Annotated in this window: 10 protein-coding genes; 2 read left to right on the forward strand and 8 right to left on the reverse strand. The window is 54.2% G+C overall.

Features of this window, described 5'->3' with window-relative positions:
* Positions 1-461: 461 nt before the first annotated feature.
* The 5 genes from KI379_RS26890 to uvrB form a co-directional block, all read right to left on the reverse strand.
* Positions 462-2426: a copper amine oxidase N-terminal domain-containing protein gene (locus KI379_RS26890; protein ID WP_244879461.1), complete on the reverse strand. Its 1965-nt coding sequence runs from the start codon at positions 2424-2426 to the stop codon at positions 462-464.
* Positions 2426-3580 (reverse strand): S1C family serine protease, encoded by a 1155-nt coding sequence (locus KI379_RS26895; protein ID WP_076174514.1) that lies wholly within the window; start codon positions 3578-3580, stop codon positions 2426-2428. The genes KI379_RS26890 and KI379_RS26895 overlap by 1 nt, the downstream gene beginning before the upstream one ends.
* A gap of 237 nt (positions 3581-3817) precedes the next feature.
* Positions 3818-4027 carry a hypothetical protein gene (locus KI379_RS26900; protein ID WP_076174517.1) on the reverse strand — a complete coding sequence of 70 codons (210 nt, stop codon included), beginning with the start codon at positions 4025-4027 and terminating at the stop codon, positions 3818-3820.
* Positions 4028-4758: 731 nt separating this feature from the next.
* A complete protein-coding gene (gene uvrA / locus KI379_RS26905) occupies positions 4759-7620 on the reverse strand; it encodes an excinuclease ABC subunit UvrA (RefSeq protein WP_076174519.1) in 2862 nt (953 codons plus the stop codon).
* A gap of 100 nt (positions 7621-7720) precedes the next feature.
* Entirely contained in the window at positions 7721-9712 is a 1992-nt protein-coding gene (gene uvrB, locus KI379_RS26910) for an excinuclease ABC subunit UvrB (protein ID WP_212985539.1), read from the reverse strand.
* A gap of 173 nt (positions 9713-9885) precedes the next feature.
* On the opposite strand from uvrB, the gene KI379_RS26915 reads away from it, so the two are divergent.
* Together KI379_RS26915 and KI379_RS26920 are read left to right on the forward strand one after the other, a co-directional pair.
* Positions 9886-10683: a flagellar motor protein gene (locus KI379_RS26915; protein ID WP_076174523.1), complete on the forward strand. Its 798-nt coding sequence runs from the start codon at positions 9886-9888 to the stop codon at positions 10681-10683.
* Entirely contained in the window at positions 10667-11464 is a 798-nt protein-coding gene (locus KI379_RS26920; RefSeq protein ID WP_212985540.1) for a flagellar motor protein MotB, read from the forward strand. The genes KI379_RS26915 and KI379_RS26920 overlap by 17 nt, the downstream gene beginning before the upstream one ends.
* A gap of 100 nt (positions 11465-11564) precedes the next feature.
* On the opposite strand, the gene KI379_RS26925 is transcribed toward KI379_RS26920, so the two are convergent.
* The 3 genes from KI379_RS26925 to KI379_RS26935 all read right to left on the reverse strand — a co-directional run bounded on the left by KI379_RS26925 (position 11565) and on the right by KI379_RS26935 (position 15810).
* On the reverse strand, positions 11565-12863 hold the full coding sequence (locus KI379_RS26925) for a PDZ domain-containing protein (protein ID WP_244879462.1): 1299 nt from the start codon (positions 12861-12863) through the stop codon (positions 11565-11567).
* 90 nt (positions 12864-12953) lie between these two features.
* On the reverse strand, positions 12954-14378 hold the full coding sequence (locus KI379_RS26930; protein ID WP_076174778.1) for a S41 family peptidase: 1425 nt from the start codon (positions 14376-14378) through the stop codon (positions 12954-12956).
* A gap of 136 nt (positions 14379-14514) precedes the next feature.
* Positions 14515-15810, reverse strand: a complete 1296-nt coding sequence (locus KI379_RS26935; protein ID WP_163882769.1) for a murein hydrolase activator EnvC family protein — start codon at positions 15808-15810, stop codon at positions 14515-14517.
* Between the last annotated feature and the right edge of the window lie 23 nt (positions 15811-15833).

A 15833-nucleotide genomic window follows, 5' to 3' on the forward strand; every position in this document is an offset into this window, starting at 1 on the left:
CAAACCGGTCCTGCCGGTTCAAATTCTAGAATTCTCGTACGCATTGCTGACCTAACGAAAAGAATCACCAGCACAACTTCTGCTTTAACTTATCTAGTGTACCAGACATCTTCCGATCCTTCTACTATCCCCACGAATTATCTCGATTCCCATAGGAAGGCAGCATTTTTCGCATTTGCATACTATCAGGTTATCCGTGTTTGGTAGGGTGCAAACCAGGTGAATGGACCAGCGAGCATTATATAGTGTGCAAAACTCCATATGCAGCAAAACCGAAGCACCGCTAAGACGTTTCCGCAGACGCCCGGCGCAGCACAAGCCATTAGACCATCTACATCCCCTAACGCCTCCCTGATCAAGCCGGCACAACAAAAACCGGAGCAGCCTTCGGCTATCCCGGTTCCTGGTCAAACTTATATTCTACTACTCTTATTTGGCAGCAGCTATCTAACGTCCGCCGGTCAGCTCTGTCCGGCTGCCGCAGTGGTCTTGACGTCATCTTTTTTCGTAAACGTAAAAGAATTCAGCGTCTCATCCAGCGTCTTCTTCTGAATATCCGTGGCGTTGGCGTCATTCAGGGACGCGGACAGCGTATATACCGTGCCGTTATGCTGCACAACGATTTGGCGCGCGCTGTACGGAATGCCGTCCTTCACCTGATGAATGGAGAAGACGACAGCCGGCTCGCCGGCAAAGGTCGTGTTCTCTACCTTTTCCAGCTTCAGATCTTTCTGATACTTCACGGCTTCATTGTAGAACGCCTTCAGTTGGCTTACAGCCTCTTCAAAGGAGCTATCCTTCTCGGCCGTGATCATCATGCGTCCGCCCACGAACTGATACTCCACCGGCGACAGCTCAAACTGGTCGCGATTCGCGCTCCAGTACTGCGGAATACGAATTTGGTACTGATAGGTTTTGGACGTCTTGGTCGTTCTCTCGGATTTATCGATCAGGAACGTATTCTCTTCCATACTACCAAAGGATTCTGGCACGACGGTAAAATCAATGTTGATTCCGTTCATCAAATCCTTGAACTTGGCCACATCCGCCGGCTGGTCTTCCGGAGCTGCATATTCCACATAATAGCGGTAACCGTCCTTCAAAATCATCACTTCATATTCACGGATCCAGCCGTCACCGTAGTTATACCTGGCTTCGTTCACCAGCGCCTGTTCCCCGGATACCTCCAACGGGTAAGTATTGACGACCTCATAGGAAGTTTTGACGAAGGACTCTTCCAGCCATTTCTTCATCTGTCCGCCCCACTGGTCAAGCGAGTCGCCTTTGGGTCCAGTGGACACGTTCAGCTTCAAGTAGCTGCCGTCCTTGCTTTCATAATACATGTCCCCATTGTCCATGCTCCAGTCAGCCGGGATGTCTAAAGCAATACCGTAATCCTCGTTATACACGCCGCGCATGCCATTTTTGACGGTCGACAGATCCTTCACGGTTTTGTCCGCCGGATTAAAGCTTGTATCAAAAGAGTTCAGCAGCCCGGCATATTTATTCAGGTCCTTGTAGTTGGCCGCCTGCAGATCAGCAAAATACAGCTCGTACAGACGATTATGGCTCAAATACATCCGGCACTCCCAGAAGGTTCCGTCCCCGTCCTTGGTCACAATACGGGCGTACGGCACCTTTGCTTTCGGGAAGGTCCCCCGGTCCACTACCATCTCGCCGCCTTTTTTGGCGTCCTCCACCAGCCGATCCAGTAAATCATCGGTGCTTAGATCCGCATCCTCATCGGAAGCGTGAACTTCAATGTAGTACTTCTCCTCTGCATCGTTAAAAGACGCAATACTCTCGGTCTCATCGCCGCTGCCGACGATCAGGCCGCTCGGATAATTCATCGTCCAGCCGTAGTAGCTGTTGCCGATCTTCGTCTTGCCTACGTCCGAATCGATCCCTGGATCCTGCGGACTGGCATCATCCTCCGAAGGTTTCAGGCTGATCACCCATTCCCCCGCCGACCCTGTATTCATTTGCGCTCCGATGCCTTGCGCCACCACACGAAGCGGAACCATCAGGGTGCCGTTCATCATGGACGGGGCAGCCTCCAGCTTCACTTTACGTCCGTCCACCCAGGCCAGATGGCTGTCGATGGTTAAGCTGATCTGATGAGGGCCGTATCCGATTTTGACCACATTGTTTTTTTCCAGTTTCACTTCGCTGCCGAACGCTTTGCTGAACACGCCCAGCGGAACCATCACGGTTCCATTTTTCTTGAACGGCTTCAAAATTTGCACCGTCTGCCCGTTAATCACCGCCGCGGTACTCCCCGTCTTGAGCTGCAATGTCAGCTTGTCCGAGCTGTTGTCCGCCCACGCGGGCAGTGCGGCTGCCAGCATGATGATGCCGGCCAGTGCCGCCGATCCGATGTTACGCAATGCGCTTCCCTTCATCCGTGACTGTCCCTTCTTCCCCATTAAAATTCCTCTCCCGGTCCGCTCTCGTCATTGTAGGCATCACCATCGGCGCCCGCCTGCGACAGAACCAGCTTCCGCTCCACGATATCCCCGCCGCTCTGCATAAGCAGCTTAACCGTTTGCCCCGGTAAAAAGGACTTAAACATTTCGTTGATGTCCACGACCGAGGTCACCCGCTTGCCGTTAATGCTGTAGAGTACGTCGTCCTCCTGAATGCCGGCTTTTTTGGCCTGATCCGAAAAGACCTTCGTTACGGTTAACGGATCGTCCGTTGGCAGTCCGACAATGGCAGACCAGCTCTCTTCCATGTTGAAACCGAGGCTTGGGCGCTTCACTTCCCCGTACTTGAACAGTTGTCCCATCACGTACTGCACCGTATCCGAAGGGATGGAAAAGCCCATATTTTCCACGCCGACGGCTGCGAATTTCAGGCTGTTGATCCCGATCACCTCACCCCGCATATTAACGAGCGGCCCCCCGCTGTTGCCCGGGTTAATTGCCGTATCGCTTTGGATCAGCCGGTAAAAAGCGTTCACGCCCCGGTTCAGACCGCTGACAACGCCCACCGTCGCTGAATTGCGAAGGGAAAAAGAGATCGGCGTACCGATCGCAATGACCTTCTCCCCTACCTGCGCTGTTTGTGCGGACTTGGCAAAGACCGCAGGCACTAAAGATTTGGCATTGATTTTGATTAAGGCAATATCACTTGTTTCGTCTATGTATGAATCCACAATGCTATACGATTTGCCGTCGGATGTGACGACCAGCGTACCCTCCAGTCCGTTCACTACATGCGCGTTGGTAACGATCCAACCGTTGGACTTCACGATGACTCCTGTACCGTGCGCCAAATTGTAGCGGTTGGTCGCGCCTCCCGTCAGCGTCGTATCCGTCGAGCGGCCGATAATCCCTACAACCGAAGGCGATATGTCTTTGACGATTTGCGGGACCGGATCCGCTGCCACCTGGACGTTGACCTTCTTTGCTGTAGATGCGCTTGATGCTGCTGTTTTTGCCTTCTGCGCAGCTTGTCCCGCCTTGGATGCCGCTGTGGCCGTTTTGCCTGTGCTCTGTGCCTCGGCCGCCGCGCTTCCGCTGACGAGTACGATCGTGCTTAGCAGCGTAATGACCCACTTTTTCCCCGTCGGTTTCATTCCCTCACCTGACCTTATCTTTATCTTGATCTGCAGATCTCCGGAGTCTATCCTTTCCCCTGAATCATAGCCTCAATGTATCACACAAACCGGGCGTGTACAATTGCTGGAAGCCCTATATTTAATAGGAAATTTCCACAGCCAGAATCCCAACGGCTTAAACAAAAAAAGACCCCTTGTCCGCCGGTTAGCGAAAGGTGTCTTCATTCGTCGCAATTTCGTTGGAGTTGTATCCGATTAGCTCATCCAGTTCTGGATCATCGCAAAGTCGGACGCTAAAAAGACCAGCAAGCAAATCACGCTGAATCCGATTGCAAATTTGTTCTTAACCGGTTGCTTCACCAGGCGGATAATCCCGATCAGGATCAAAATCGTAAACAGGATCATGAATACGTCAAACGTATTGAATTTGGATGCAGCCGATGCAGCAGCTTCTGCAAGCAACATGGTTGGACCTCCTCTTGTGGCTTCGCTCAATTTACATATCTCTCTACATGTTATCGTTCTGGGCGATGAGATGCAAGACTTCGGATGTAAAAAATTGAAATTGTCATAAAATCGCCTTTTTCCGGTAATTGAAGCTGGTTGCCTCCGATCAATTACCATGTGCATGTGTAGAAACCTAATCCTTAATATTATTACCCCGGTTGGCTGCAATTTATGAAAAATAGCGCTTATTTCCGGAAGTGCCGTTCATCCAACTCTGTGACTTTGGATATCGGGAAGGCGGAAATTTCTTACGGTATAAATTGAATTGGATGATGGGGCAAGTCCGTAAAATGTTCCTGCGATCCCTCTTGTTTTCGGATTTCTTGATTTTATGGAGCCCATGTAAGGTAGAAATCCGAAAGCCAAATGTGACCGCTTCGCTTCTTCGGAATCATTTTACTCCCTTGCTTGCATCCTTTTCCTTACACAGAATCTCCGAAGCTTATGTTTTTTTCATAAGAAAAACGTCTATCGACGTACCTTCAAAGAAGACAGACCGCGTCTAGCGGAAGTTTTTATTGCGAGATCAGGAAGCGGAGCTCCGAAACGTATACTTTCTGATCTCTTCAAAAAAATCATGCCTCCCCGCCTCGCGGCGGAATGGAGACATGATCTGATCCTATATCCTTATTTCGCGTAATCGTTCCATACCAGGCTCTGATTACGGCATTGGTACAAGCTGGTCGCTATTAGCTCGTCACCTTCAACGCTTCGCTGCGCGCCGTGTCGCGCTCCAGGACCGGCTTCAAGTACTTGCCTGTGTACGACTGCTCGACCTTCACGATTTGCTCCGGCGTACCGGAGGCAATAATCGTTCCGCCGCCGCTGCCGCCTTCAGGACCAAGGTCGATAATGTGGTCGGCCGTCTTGATGACATCCAGGTTGTGCTCAATGACGAGCACGGATTCCCCGGAATCGACCAGACGGTGAAGCACAGTCAGCAGACGGTCGATATCGTCGACATGCAAGCCGGTTGTCGGCTCATCCAGAATGTAGAGCGTCTTGCCGGTGCTGCGCCGGTACAGTTCGGAGGCCAGCTTCACACGCTGCGCCTCGCCGCCAGAAAGCGTCGTGGCCGGTTGTCCCAAGGTAACATAGCCGAGGCCAACGTCGAGCAGCGTCTGCAGCTTGCGGTGGATTTTCGGAATGTTTTTGAAAAATTCCGTCGCATCCTCCACCGTCATTTCAAGCACGTCAGCGATACTCTTTTCCTTATACTTAACCTCTAGGGTTTCTCGGTTATAGCGTTTGCCTTTGCAAACTTCACACGGCACATAGACGTCCGGCAGGAAGTGCATCTCGATCTTGATGATGCCATCCCCGCGGCAGGCTTCGCATCGTCCGCCCTTCACGTTAAAGCTGAAGCGTCCCTTTTTATAACCGCGGATTTTGGCCTCGTTCGTCTGTGCGTAGATGTCACGGATATCATCAAACACACCGGTGTAGGTTGCCGGATTGGAACGCGGCGTGCGGCCGATCGGCGACTGGTCGATGTCGATGACTTTCTCCAGATGCTCGAGTCCGCGGATTTCCTTGTGCTGTCCGGGTCTGACCTTGACCGCCTTGTTGAGCTCCCTGGCAAGCGTTTTGTACAGAATCTCATTCACAAGCGTCGATTTGCCCGAACCGGAAACCCCTGTTACTGCCGTGAAGACACCCACAGGAATTTTGGCATTGATGTTCTTCAGGTTGTTTTCTTTCGCTCCGCGGATCTCCAGCCAGCGGTTATCCGGCTTACGGCGTTCCGTATTGACCGGGATAAACTTGCGTCCGCTCAGGTATTGGCCGGTCAAGGAGTTCGGATCCTTCATGATTTCCTCCGGCGTGCCTTGCGCAATGACACGACCGCCGTGAATGCCGGCACCCGGACCGATATCGATGATATAGTCGGCGGCCATCATCGTGTCCTCGTCATGCTCTACGACGATGAGCGTATTGCCGATGTCTCGCATATGCTCCAGCGTGGAAATCAACCGATCGTTGTCCCGCTGGTGCAGACCGATGCTCGGCTCATCAAGAATGTAGAGCACGCCCATCAGGCTGGAGCCAATCTGCGTAGCCAGGCGGATCCGCTGGGCCTCTCCCCCGGAGAGTGTGCCCGCGGCCCGGCTCAGCGTCAGGTAATCGAGCCCGACATTCACGAGGAATCCGAGGCGCGCGTTAATTTCCTTCAAGATCAAATTCGCAATCGAGCGTTCCTTCTCGGACAGCTCGAGCTGGTCAAACAGCTTCATCGCTTCGCCGATAGACAGGCTCGTCACATGCGCCATGTTATAGTCATTGACGGTTACGGCAAGCACTTCTTTCTTCAAACGGTGACCCTTGCAGACTTCGCACGGCTTAGCGCTCATGAAGTTTTCGATAAATTCGCGGATGCCTTCAGAAGCTGTTTCACGGTAGCGGCGCTCCAGGTTGGGAATGACGCCCTCAAACACCACAAACGCTTCTTTCCGCTGCCCGAAGTCATTTTCGTAACGGAAGCGGACCTTCTGGTTACCCGTTCCGTACAGCAGCTTGTTCATATCTTCTTCCTTCAGCTGGCTGACAGGAACATTCTGAGGAATGTTGTAATGCTCACATACCGATTTCAAAAATTGCGGATAATAGTTGGACGTACTGCCTGTCCACGCCAGAAAAGCGCCGTCATCGATCGATTTCTCCCGGTCCGGAATCAGCAGCTCAGGGTCGACGATCATTTTCACGCCAAGTCCATCGCATTCCGGACAAGCCCCGAACGGACTGTTAAACGAGAACATCCGCGGGGACAGCTCCTCAATGCTGAATCCGCAGATCGGGCAGGCGAAATTGGAGCTGAAGCGCAGCTCTTCCTGGCCCATAATATCGACCAGCAGCTGGCCTCCGGACAGCTTCAGCGCCGTCTCGATGGAGTCCGCCAGACGGGCTTCCACGCCCTCCTTAACGACGATCCGGTCGACAACGACCTCAATCGAGTGCTTCTTGTTTTTCTCTAGTTCGATATTTTCGGAAAGATCGCGAAGCTCGCCGTCTACCCGTACGCGTACGAAACCCTGCTTGGCCACGTCGGTAAACAAAGACTTGTGCTCACCCTTCCGGCCGGAAATCATCGGTGCCAGCAGCTGCAGACGCGTCTTCTCCGGATACTGCATAATCCGGTCGACCATCTGCTCCACGGTCTGGGACGTGATTTCAATGCCGTGCTCCGGACAGTGGGGATGGCCCACACGGGCAAAAAGAAGCCGCAGGTAATCGTAAATCTCGGTTACCGTTCCGACGGTAGAGCGCGGGTTGCGGCTCGTCGTCTTCTGGTCTATCGATATGGCTGGAGACAGCCCGTCGATCGAGTCGACGTCCGGCTTCTCCATCTGTCCCAAAAACTGCCGCGCATACGCAGACAGTGACTCTACATAACGGCGCTGCCCTTCGGCATAAATCGTGTCAAACGCCAGGGAAGACTTGCCCGAACCGCTCAGTCCGGTTAAAACGACGAATTTATCACGGGGAATCGTGATATCTATATTCTTCAGATTGTGGGCCCTGGCACCCTTAATGACGATATTCTCGCTGGCCAATGGTCGCTCAACTCCTTTGAAAGGATCTATTTATGGGATTTATCCACAAAGAGAACGACCAGTACAAGCGGCCGTTCCCTTATCATATCCATGTTCTTGTTTATTCCGCCTTCAGTTCCAGCAGGGCGTCACGCAGCTCGGCGGCGCGCTCGAACTGCAGGTTCTTCGCGGCATCTTTCATTTCGGCCTCCAGACGCTGGATCACCGACTGGCGCTCCTTCTTCGACATCTTGCCGCCGGTTCCGGTCAGATACTCTGCCTTCGACTCGGCCACTTTTGTCGCCTCGATGACGTCGCGGACCTTCTTGCGAATCGTCTGCGGCGTGATTCCGTGCTGCTCGTTATAGGCGATCTGCATGGTGCGGCGGCGCTGGGTTTCCTTAATCGCTTTGTCCATCGACTCCGTAATGTTGTCGCCATACATCAGAACAAAGCCCTCAGAGTTCCGGGCCGCGCGGCCGATCGTCTGAATGAGCGACCGTTCCGAACGGAGGAAACCTTCCTTGTCGGCATCCAGGATTGCAACCAGCGATACTTCCGGAAGGTCAAGGCCCTCCCTCAGCAGGTTGATCCCGATCAGCACATGGAACGTGCCCAAACGCAGGTCGCGCAGTATCGCCATCCGCTCCAAGGTCTTAATATCGGAATGCAGGTACCTGACCTTGATTCCGATCTCCTTCAGATAGTCGGTCAAATCCTCGGCCATCTTCTTGGTCAGCGTCGTCACGAGGACCCGCTCGTCGCGGTCGATCCGCTCCCGGATCTCCCCGATCAGATCGTCGATCTGCCCTTCGGTCGGCCGGACTTCGATCACCGGATCCAGCAGTCCCGTCGGCCGAATGATCTGCTCGACCATCGTATCGCAGTGTTCGATCTCATACGGCCCCGGCGTCGCCGATACGTAAATGATCTGGTTTACTTTATTCTCGAACTCTTCGAACGTCAGCGGCCGGTTGTCCAGCGCCGACGGCAAACGGAATCCGTGTTCCACCAGCACCGTCTTGCGCGCCCGGTCCCCGTTGTACATCGCCCGAATCTGCGGCAGTGTCACGTGGGATTCGTCGACCACAATCAGCATATCGTCCGGAAAATAGTCCAGCAGCGTATATGGAGTTGCCCCACGCTCCCGGAACGTCAGCGGTCCGGAATAGTTCTCGATCCCCGAACAGAAACCGACTTCCTTCATCATTTCAATGTCATAGCGCGTGCGCTGTTCCAGGCGCTGAGCCTCGAGCAGCTTGCCTTGGGAGCGCAGCTCCTCGAGCCGCTCCTCCAGCTCCCGCTCAATATTGACCAGAGCGACTCGCATCGTTTCTTCCTTCGTTACGAAGTGAGACGCCGGGAAAATCGCAATATGATCGCGTTCACCGATCAGTTCGCCGGTCAGGACGTCGATCTCCGTAATCCGTTCGATCTCGTCCCCGAACAGCTCCACGCGGACCGCCTGCTCCCCTTTGGAAGCCGGGAAGATCTCAATGACGTCGCCGCGCACGCGGAACGTCCCCCGCACGAAGTTAATATCGTTGCGCTGATATTGGATGTCCACCAGGCGCGACAAAATCTGATTGCGCGGCTTCTCCATGCCTACGCGCAGCGACAGCAGCATGCTGGAGTATTCCATCGGCGAACCCAAGCCGTAAATACACGAGACGCTCGCCACGATAATAACGTCCCGCCGCTCGAACAGCGAGCTGGTCGCGGAGTGGCGCAGCTTATCGATCTCCTCGTTGATGCTCGAATCTTTCTCAATATACGTATCCGAAGAAGGGATGTATGCTTCCGGTTGATAGTAATCATAGTAACTCACAAAGTAATCGACGGAGTTGTTCGGAAAAAACTCCTTGAATTCGCTCGCCAGCTGGGCGGCAAGCGTCTTGTTATGCGCGATGACCAGCGTCGGCCGCTGCACCTTGGCGATCGTCTGCGCAATGGTAAAGGTCTTGCCGGTACCGGTCGCACCGAGCAGCGTCTGATGCTTCTTCCCCTGCTTCAGGCCTTCCACCAGCTCGGTAATGGCCTTCGGCTGGTCGCCCTGCGGTGTGTATTCCGACTCAAGCTCAAACGTCTTGGTACTGACGACAATATCGCTCATTGCCCAACATCACCCTTATCATCTAAAATAGATATTCTAAACTATATGTCGAGATTTCCCGATATAAGCTATAGGAAATCATTGTTGAAATAAGAATATTTGTTCCCGTCTATTATACTCTGATCAAGTGCCGTATGCAAACCCTAACTCATGAACAGGAGTGATTGCACAACATGGAAATCACAACAATACTGGGCATCCTGGCGGGACTTGCCGCGCTGGTAGGTGGCTTTTTATGGGAAGGAGGTCAGATTAATGGATTAATGCAGGCAGCGGCCGCCCTGATCGTATTCGGGGGTACCATTGCCGCTGTCGTTGTCAGTTACCCGCTTCACCGGCTCAAGACGATTCCCAAAGCGCTGCGCTTTGCCTTCAGCAAACCGGCCGAGGATACGAACCAGCTGATCGAAGACTTGGTCGGCATGGCCACGGCGGCCCGACGCAACGGAGTGCTCTCCCTTGAAAGAATGGCGATGGACCATCACAACTCGTTCCTTCGCGAAGGCATTCAGCTGGTTGTCGACGGAACGGAAGAATCCCAGATCAAACAAATCATGGAGCTCGAAATGGACGCCGTAGAGCAAAAGCACGAAAACTACGCAAAAATATTCGAGTCCGCGGGTGGCTACGCCCCGACCATGGGTATCATCGGCACCGTTATGGGGCTGATCCATGTCCTCGGCAGCTTGTCCGAGCCGACTGATCTGGGGCCGTCGATCGCGGTTGCTTTTACCGCCACGTTATACGGCGTGGCGAGCGCCAATATTATCTTTTTACCCATTGCGTCGAAAATTAAGTCCCGCAGCGCCGATGAAATTCAGCAATTGGAACTTTTGATGCAGGGCATTCTGGCGATTCAGAACGGCGAGCACCCCAACATGGTGCGTAAAAAGCTCGTTTCCTTCACACCGGTGGACAGCTATCATGCCCCTGCCGTGAAGGAGGAATTCATCGATGAGACAGCGGAATAGACGCCAGGGCCGGAGGACAAGCGAAGGAGACGGCGGCCGGGACCGGTGGCTGATCACTTATGCGGACCTGATCACGCTGCTCCTGATCTTTTTCGTCATGATGTTCGCGATGAGCCGGCTGGACGTTGAGAAGTACGAAGCGATTACACAATCCCTGCAGCATACGTTCAAAAGCGGCGATTCGATCCTCGAGAAGGGATCCGGCATCACCGGCCAGGCGGACAAAAATACGCATCGAAATCCCGACACGGCCAAAAAGCCGCAGAACAGCGGCTCTCAGGAACTGACCGAACGGGAGCTTGCCTTCCGCAAGCAGGAGCAGGAGCTCCAGAACCTGATGCAGGTCATTTCGCAGTATGTGAAGGATAACCGGCTGGAGGACCAGATTTTTGTGGCGGACGAGCCTCAAGGCATCTCCATTACGCTGAGCGACCAATTTTTGTTCGATGTCGGCAAAGCGGACCTAAAGCCCGGCTCGGCACCGGTGCTGGACAAGCTCGCCAGTCTGTTCAAGAACCTGAGCACGGTGATCAGCATCGAGGGTCACACGGACAATCTGCCGATCGTGCATGCTTCAAATTACAAGGACAATTGGGAGCTGTCCGGAGCGCGGGCGCTGTCGGTCCTGCGGTTTTTCCTTGACCAAAAGCATCTGAACCCTGACGAATTCCAGTACGCCGGATACGGAGACACGCGTCCTGTCGGGGATAATGGCACCGAAGCCGGAAGGCAGAAAAACCGCCGGGTAGAGATCATCGTCCTCCGCCAGCTTCAGGAATAATCCGTAACCTCCTGCTTCGCCGGTAAACCACCCGTTGGTCCTTTCATAAGACAAAAAAGCGTGGAAGCTCTGAAGCTCCCACGCTTTTTGCGTTCTTGCCTTACATGTCGGCTTCCCGCGCATCATGCGATGCAGGGGGGGACGACTTGCTGCGGGCATGAATTTTCATGCCGATCAGCTGAAACAGATTGACCGGCTTCAGTACCAGCGCCACGCCGGCATCCGGGTCCGGAGCCAGGATAACGCCCAGCTGGTGATGATCCCCGTCGTAGATTGCCCGCTGCAGGAACTTGACCTCGCCCTGCAGGTTTTGTACTTCCAGCTTGCAAAAGGCCGGGTTTTTGCGGATCGCCAGATGCAGCTGCTCTTTGGACCGGATCGCCACGCCGTTGACCTTCATAATCGATTCGCCGGCCGTAATGCCCAGCTCTTCGGCAGGGCTTCCCGGAATGACCGCCAGCACCTTCAGCCCCTGCGCAGGATGGACAAACACCGGGCTCCGGTGCTGCTCCTCATACCGGCTGTACCAGGCCAGCCCTTCATGAAGCACAAAGGCGATCAAGGCCGCCACAAGGGCGAGCGGGCTCCACCAAACCGACAGGATGCTGAAAGCCAGCAGTACGACGCCATAGATCAGGAGGCGTTTGAATGTCCGATCGGCCTTCACCTGCGGAAGCAGGCTCTGCGTCATTTCGCTGAAGCCGATCACCACCGGCAGCGCCATCATGCTGAAGCCGCTGCTCCATCCGTCTCCGCCAAATAAAGGCGTCCAGGGCAGAGTCACATCCGAGGTCCCCGGAATCAGCAGAAACAGAGGAATCGGCCAGAACACCTGCATCTGATAGCCTCCAACGAGCTTGCCTCGCTTCCCTTCAATAAAGAGCGGATTAGCAAAGGACGCTCCCTGCAGGCGGATAAGCAGAGCCTCGGCCAAGTGCAGCACTGCGACCAGGGCAAGCAGGGCAGGAATATCCAGACCCGCCACCGTATCCTTCACCGTTTTCAGGAACCCGTCCGGACTCCAGGAAAACAGCCCCACAACAAACTGAATCACGCCCAAGATCCCGATGGCGTAGGCAAAGCATAAATACCTTACCCGGAACAGCAGCAGCACGATGGCTACCACCCAGATGCAGATCACCGCTTCCGTGGTCAGCGAAATTCCCAAAAACGCTGCTGCCACCGAGACGCCAATCCCGGCCAGCAGTCCACCCCAAAAGGTTCGCCATGTCTGCAGCCCCCAGCTGTGCAGCCGGACGGAGAACAGCTTTCTCTCCAGCAGCACCTGCCTGCGGTACACCAGCGCCATCAAAATGATCGAAATATAATAAAACGGCTGCGTCAGCAGCTGTAACAAACCATCCCCTAACTTCCACAGCAGTTCCAATGCGACATCCAATCCGTCACCACGCTCCTTTACCATGACTTTTACGCATATCCAGGACAGACATCAGACGCAAGAAAAAAAGAAGGCTAAAGATCAGCCTTCTTAACGATTCGACGCGGCAGCGGCAATTTCCTTCCGCACCTCGTCGATCCCGCGGTTCAATTGATTATCGTATTTCGGATCGCGGATGTGCTCGATCAGCGCGTTCTCGAGTGCTTCCGCCGTCTTCGCGTCAATGACGCCGTTCGCGCTCAGCTTCGCGCTGCTTTGGAACGACTTGACGGCCGCCACGGTTTTCTCATCAAAGAATCCGTCTTTGCGTCCAGGCTTGAAGCCAAGGCCGTCCAGCATGATCTGCGCACTCTTCACGTCAGTGTTATTCATGTTGTATTCCAGCGATTTGTCCTTGTTGATCGGAGCCACCGAGAAGTAATCCGGCTGATCCACCGCAATGTCAGGCTTGATGCCCTTCTTGTGGATCCAGCTGCCGTTTGGCGTCAGCCATTTCGCGATCGTAATCTTGAGCAGGCTGCCGTCGCCCATTTGCTTGTCGAAGCTCGTCTGTACGGTTCCTTTACCAAAGGAGTTTTCACCGATCAGCTTCGCTCCGGCCGATTGCTGCAAGGCACCTGCCAGAATTTCGGATGCGCTGGCGCTTCCCTTGTTCATCAGGAGGGCGACCGGATAGTCTTTGCCCGTTCCCTTGGACTCGCTCTTCTCGCGCTTCTTGTTCTTGTCTTCAACCTGAACGATCAGCTTGCCTTTCGGCACGAATTGCTCGGCGATATCGATCACGACGGACAGCACGCCGCCGGGATTGTTCCGGACATCGATGACGAGGCCCTTCATGCCTTCGCTCTCGAGCTTCGCCAGCTCTTCCTTGAAGCGATCGCCCGTGTTCAGGGAGAACTGGGTAATTTCAATCACGCCTACCTTACCCGGTTCCATGTGGGCATTGACGGTCTCCAGATCGACATCGTCGCGCACGATAGTGTACTGAAGCGGAGTCGATACGCCGCTGCGGCGGACCGTCAGCTTCGCCTCGCTGCCTTTCGGACCGCGGATTTTCGAAACCGCATCGTTCAGCTCAAGCCCGCTCAGCGATTCTCCGTTCACCGTCAGGATGATATCCTTTGCGCGGAGTCCTGCCTTTTCCGCAGGCGATCCCTTGATCGGAGACACGATGACGACATTGCCGTCTTCCGAGGACACCTCGGCACCGATGCCGCTGAACGAGCCCTCGATGCTCTCCTCAAATTCCTGTGCCGTTTGCTTACCCATATAAGTCGAGTACGGATCTTCCAGCGATTCCATCATGCCGTTGATGGCACCGTCCACCAGCTTGCTCCGGTCCACATCCTCATAATAGTTGCCTTGGATGAGATCCAGAGCCGTACCGATTTTCTTCGCTTCATCCTGCTTCAAGCCGCCGCTGACCACACTCGCTAACACGCCCTGGCCCGTCGAGGCCTGATTCGCAAAGCTTGCGCTTGTTAACACGAGGGTCAGTACGCTTCCCAACAGCATACCTACGACGACCAACAATGCGACCGTACGTTTCTTCAAAGTAAGTTTCACCGCCTTTTATTTTCCGGCCGAACCTCTTATGACCAGACTTAACCATCCTAGTATATGTTCGGCTTGTACGGAATATTTATACGGTCTACAGATACGGCATCGGGTCCACAGGCGTTCCATTCTGACGGACTTCAAAATGAAGGTGAGGCCCCGTGACTTGTCCCGTTGCGCCGGATTCTGCAATCACCTGACCGCGGCTGACATGCTCGCCTACCTTTACTTTAATACCGCCTTCACGTATATGTCCATAGAGGGTCCACATTCCGTCCCCATGATCGATGATGACACAGTACCCGTAACCGCTCCACCATTCGGCCAGCGTGACGGTTCCCGTTTCAGCGGCGTGGATCGGCGTTCCCTGCGGAACGGCAAGGTCCACCCCTTTATGCATCTTGCCGACTTCCCCCGTAACCGGGTGGACTCTTCGGCCGAAAGACGAAGAAATGCGTGCTCCGCTAACCGGCATATACAGCGGTCCGCCGCTGCCCGAGAAGCCGCCCGAGCTTTCAACCGTCGTTGTCGCGCTTCTTTTCTTGGCCGCTGCCGCTGCTGCTGCAGCCGCTCTCTTCGCAGCAGCAGCTTTGGCTGCCGCCGCCTTTCTTGCGGCTTCTTCGGCCTTCAGCTTGTTCTTCTCCTGCTCCAGGGAAGCACGCTTGCTGACGAGCGTGACGAGCAGCTGATCCTGCTCTTCACTGGTGTCGTCGGATTCTTCAATCTTCTGGTCGTACTGCGCGATCAGAATCTGCTTCTGCCGCTCGTTTTCAGCCAGAATGGCCTTCTGGTCTTCCATCTGGGCATACAAATCCTTGGCTTTGGCGTAATCCGACTCCAGTTCCTTTTTCTTAGCCAGCACCAGCGCCTTATCCTTCTTGTGCTGCTCCAGCAAGTCCTTGTCCTGGTCTACGAATTCCTTCAGCGCATCGGCCCGTTCTAGAAAATCGGAGAAGCTGGTCGATGAGAGCAGCACCTCCAAATAGGATACGTTGCCGTCGGTATACATAAGACGTACCCGGGACTCCAGCATTTTCTCCCGCGACTGGATCCGCTCTTCGGCGGCATCCAGCTCGGCTGCGGTCTGATGGAGCTTGTCCTGCGTGTCGTCAATTTGAACCGTCAATTTGGTCATCGTGTTGCTCACCGTACTAATCTGGTTCATAACGTACTGCAGGTTTTGGGTCGTTTTATTTTTGTAATGCTGCGCTTCCTGCTTCTGGGCTTCCGCCTTGCTCTTTTGCTGCTTGGCGGTCTTCGCCTGCTGCTGCAGCACTCTCAGTTCATGGTCGATCTCATCGACCGTCTTTTTCTTTGCCAGACCTTCCGAAGGCTGAAATACAGCCGCTGCGATCATAACTACAGCCAAACATGTGGCGATCTTTTTCAACTTGCGTTCCCCGTCCTTTTCCA

This window comes from Paenibacillus cineris (assembly GCF_018333335.1).
Classification (GTDB): Bacteria; Bacillota; Bacilli; order Paenibacillales; family Paenibacillaceae; genus Paenibacillus_AQ; species Paenibacillus_AQ favisporus.